This is a genomic window from Tabrizicola sp., assembly GCF_051645465.1.
GTDB lineage: Bacteria > Pseudomonadota > Alphaproteobacteria > Rhodobacterales > Rhodobacteraceae > Tabrizicola.
Map to the genome: position 1 here is coordinate 1 of NZ_JBOFBI010000374.1, position 4,604 is coordinate 4,604.

Here is a 4,604-nt window from a genome sequence, read left to right on the forward strand (position 1 = left end):
CGTAGGCCCCGCTGGAACCTGCATGACATTGCCGCCCGCACCAAGGCAGCGCTGGCGCCCCTATGCGGAGATGAGCTGGACCTGACCTAACACCAACCTGCTGCGCAGCCATGCGATTTATGACGCAACCTGACGCAACCCGGCTTATTCGGTCTTCATCGGGCCGGGCGCGATGGTATCATGTGCCGATCACTTGACAGACCCACCCTGGCGGGCCGCAACGGAAGAACCGGTCCGGCGCCCGACAGGCATTTCGGAGCAGCACCATGAAGCAATATGATGCCATCGTCATCGGCAGCGGCGTTGGCGGCAGCATGACAGCCCGGCGTCTTGCCGAAAATGGCGCGCGCGTCCTGATATTGGAACGCGGCGATTTCATCCCGCGTGAGCCGCAGAACTGGGACGTCAAGACCGTCTTCTTCGACAAGAAGTATAAGGCGCGTGACACTTGGCTGGACCGCAACGGCAACCCGTTCGATCCGGGCATGTACTACAACGTCGGCGGATCGACGAAATTCTACGGCGCGGCGATGTTCCGCCTGCGCGAGCGCGACTTTGGCGCGCTTGAACACAAGGGCGGGATCTCGCCCGCATGGCCCGTCAGCTATAACCAGATGGCGCCCTATTACGATCAGGCGGAAAAGATCTTCCGCATCCATGGCGATGACAGCGCCGACCCGACGGCACCGCGTCGCGACACGCCCTTCCCCTTTGGCCCGATTCGGTCCGAGCCGATCGTCGCCCGGCTGGCGGAACGGTTCCGCGCGCAGGGCCTCTCGCCCTCGGCCCTGCCAAGCGCCATCAATGAAGGTGCGGCGGGCAGCTGCATTTTGTGCGGCACCTGTGATGGCTTTGCCTGCAGGATCGCGCAGAAGAATGATGCAGAAACCTGCGGTGTCGAACCTGCGCTGGCCACGGGCAATGTCGATCTGGTGACCCATGCCACCGCGCGCCGGCTGATCCTGTCGGCCGATGGCAAGCGGGTCGAGGCGGTCGAGGTCGAGGAGAAGGGCCAGGTAAAGACCTATTCCGCGCCGGTTTTCGTCCTGTCCTGCAACGCGGTGAACAGCGCGACGCTGCTGCTGCGTTCGGCCTGCGCTGCGGCGCCGAATGGTGCGGCCAACCGCTCGGACGTGGTGGGGCGACATTACATGGTTCACAACCAGAGTGCGTTGATGGGCCTGTCGCTGGAGGTGAACGACACCCGCTTCCAGAAGACGCTGGCACTGAACGACTGGTATTTCGGCGATGACACGTTCCGCTATCCCATGGGTCAGGGCCAAATGCTGGGCAAGCTGCAGGGCGGTATGCTGACGGCGAACGTCCCTTTCCTGCCCAGATTCGCTGGGAACGAGATGGCGCGTCACGGCATGGACTGGCTGGCGATGTCCGAGGATCTGCCCGATCCGAACAACCGTGTCACGCTGGACGGCGGCAAGATCAGGCTTTCGGTGACCCTGAACAATATGGATGGCCACCATCAGCTGGTCAAACGGATGAAGCGCGCGCTGAAACGGGCGGGCTATCCGGTCGTGGTGGTCAAGTCGCTCGTGGCTCATGCCACGGCGCACCAATGCGGCACGGTGCGGATGGGCGACGATCCGGCAACTTCGGCGCTGGACCAGTTCTGCCGCAGCTGGGATCACCGGAACCTGTTCGTGATCGATGCTTCGTTCATGCCGTCCTCGGCTGCAGTCAACCCTGCCCTGACCATCGCGGCCCAAGCGCTGCGGGCGAGTGACCACATGCTGAAAACTGATTTCGGCAAGCTGGCCTGAAGCTCAGGCCGCTGAATTGCGGCGGTGGAGACCGCCGATAACAGCATCTCGCCGCAATCCGTCCGTGCATTCGGCGCCCCGTGACCGCAGGATTGCCCCTGCACCATTTCACTTGCAACGCCTGGCGCCCCCGCCAAAGCCCTTCTCCGAACGAACCTGCGGCCATGGCGCGGGCCTTTACCCAGCTTGTTGATTTGCACCCAGAAGTGACCCGGGTAGGGGCGTAATTTTCATTGAGAACTGACCCATGTGACACCTTCCCCTTTGCTGCTGGCAGCTGGGGATATTGGAGTGATCGACATGGCATTTTTGAGTATTATTCGGCGTTGGGCATTGCGTGAGCATCTGTCCATTCGGGAGATCGCGCGGCGGACGAAGTTGTCGCGCAATACCATTCGCAAGTATCTGCGATCGGGGGCTGTTGAGCCTTCGTTCAGCGTTCCTGAGCGACCCAGCAAACTTGATCCTTTTGCGGCTAAGCTGTCGGGCTGGCTGAAGACCGAGGCCGGGAAGTCGCGCAAACAGCGGCGGACATCAAAGCAGTTGCATGATGATCTGGTGAAGCTGGGATATACCGGGTCCTACGGCCGGGTTGCCGCCTTTGCCCGGATGTGGCGGGCAGATCGGCAAAAGGAGCAGCAGACGACGGGGCGTGGAACGTTTGTGCCGTTGATCTTTCAGCCTGGCGAGGCGTTCCAGTTTGACTGGAGCGAGGACTTTGCCGTTCTAGGTGGTGAGCGCGCCAAGCTGCAGGTGGCGCATATCAAGCTGTCACACAGCCGGGCGTTTTTGCTGCGTGCCTATCCTTTGCAAACCCATGAGATGCTTTTTGATGCGCATGTGCATGGTTTCCGGGTCTTTGGTGGCGTGCCCTCGCGCGGCATCTACGACAACATGCGCACAGCAGTTGATCGTGTTGGCCGGGGCAAGGAACGGCAGGTCAATGCCCGTTTCCTGGCGATGGCCAGCCACTATGTCTTTGAACCCGAGTTCTGTAACCCTGCGGCGGGTTGGGAGAAAGGCCAGGTCGAGAAGAACGTGCAGGATTCCCGCCATCGTTTGTGGCAGCCCATGCCGGAGTTTCCTGATCTGCCAGCGCTGAATGCATGGCTGGAACGACGCTGCCAAGAACTGTGGCACGAGATCCCTCACGGTGCATTACCCGGCAGCGTTGCCGATGTCTGGGCCGAAGAGCGGGCAAGCCTGATGCAATTGCCACCTGCCTTCGACGGTTTTGTCGAACACAGCAAACGTGTCTCGCCTACTTGCCTGATCAGCTTCGAACGCAATCGCTACAGCGTTCCGGCGTCCTTTGCCAATCGCCCTGTCAGTCTTCGGGTCTATCCGGACAGGTTGGTTGTGGCGGCTGAGGGCAACATCCTGTGCGAACATGCGCGCGTGATCCAGCGCAGCCACAAACTGCCACCGCAGACGATCTATGATTGGCGGCACTATCTGGCTGTCGTTCAGCGCAAGCCCGGGGCTTTGCGCAATGGTGCGCCATTCCTCGAATTACCAATCCCGTTCAGGCAGTTACAAGATCACATGCTGCGCCGCCTTGGTGGCGACAGAGAGATGGTCGATATCCTGGCGCTCGTCCTGCACCACGATGAACAGGCTGTGCTGGCCGCAGTGGAAATGGCCCTGGCGGCATGCGTGCCCACCAAAACCCATGTGCTGAACTTGTTGCACCGGCTGGTAGATGGCAAGGTGTTTGGCGGGCCACCGCTGGACACGCCGCAGGCGCTTATCCTGCGCCGCGAACCCAAGGCCAATGTCGAACGCTATGACGGATTGCGGGCGCAGATCGCCGGGGGCCGCCATGCGTCATGATCCAGCAAGTGCTGCCATCGTCATCATGCTGCGCAGCCTGAAGATGCATGGCATGTCCCAAGCTGTCACCGACCTGATCGAACAGGGTGCTCCTGCATTCGAGGCGGCAGTGCCGATCTTGTCCCAACTTCTAAAGGCGGAACTGGCCGAACGCGAGGTTCGGTCGATCGCCTATCACATGAAGTCAGCACGCTTCCCCGCCTATAAAGATCTGTCTGGCTTCGACTTCGCAACCAGCGAGATCAACGAGGCCACTGTCAGGACCCTCCATCGCTGTGAGTTCATGGACGGGGCGCACAACGTGGTCCTGATCGGCGGCCCGGGCACCGGCAAAACCCACGTCGCAACGGCCATCGGTGTTCAAGCCACCGAACATCATCGCCGCAAGGTCCGCTTTTTTTCAACCATCGAACTGGTCAACGCCCTCGAACAGGAAAAGGCCAAGGGCAAAGCCGGGCAGATCGCCGAGGCCATGACCAAGCTCGACCTCGTCATCCTCGATGAGTTGGGATACTTGCCGTTCAGTGCATCAGGTGGGGCGCTCCTCTTCCACCTCCTGAGCAAACTTTACGAACGCACCAGCGTCGTGATCACCACCAATCTAAGCTTCAGCGAATGGGCCACGGTGTTCGGTGACGCCAAGATGACCACCGCGTTGCTCGACCGTCTCACCCACCGCTGCCACATCCTTGAGACCGGAAACGACAGCTTCCGCTTCAAGGCCAGCTCAGCAGTAGCCAAAACCAAAAGGGAGACCTCGCATGTCTTGACCCAAGCATAACCCGCAGAACATAAACTTCAGGCGGGTCAATTCTCGATGAAAAACCCGGGTCACTTCTGGGTGCAAATCAACACGTTCTCGATCTCGTGAGGTAGGCAGACCCTCAACGCTCTACCTCAGTAAGGGTAACAAGATCGCGCGCCGGGTCAAAACGGCCGACATCCTCGACAACCTGAACGCTTCGCGACTGTCGGCACTGACCGAAAAGGACA

Annotated in this window: 3 protein-coding genes; all 3 read left to right on the forward strand. The window is 60.5% G+C overall.

What is annotated here, in order from left to right; genetic code table 11:
- Positions 1 to 266 precede the first annotated feature (266 nt).
- The 3 genes from ACRCSW_RS22980 to istB all read left to right on the forward strand — a co-directional run bounded on the left by ACRCSW_RS22980 (position 267) and on the right by istB (position 4,392).
- Positions 267 to 1,778, forward strand: a complete 1,512-nt coding sequence (locus ACRCSW_RS22980) for a GMC family oxidoreductase (RefSeq protein ID WP_438707974.1) — start codon at positions 267 to 269, stop codon at positions 1,776 to 1,778.
- 300 nt (positions 1,779 to 2,078) lie between these two features.
- Positions 2,079 to 3,611: an IS21 family transposase gene (istA, locus tag ACRCSW_RS22985; protein WP_438707976.1), complete on the forward strand. Its 1,533-nt coding sequence runs from the start codon at positions 2,079 to 2,081 to the stop codon at positions 3,609 to 3,611.
- Complete coding sequence (gene istB / locus ACRCSW_RS22990; protein WP_438707975.1) at positions 3,601 to 4,392, forward strand: IS21-like element helper ATPase IstB; 792 nt, start codon at positions 3,601 to 3,603, stop codon at positions 4,390 to 4,392. The genes istA and istB overlap by 11 nt, the downstream gene beginning before the upstream one ends.
- Positions 4,393 to 4,604: the final 212 nt, after the last annotated feature.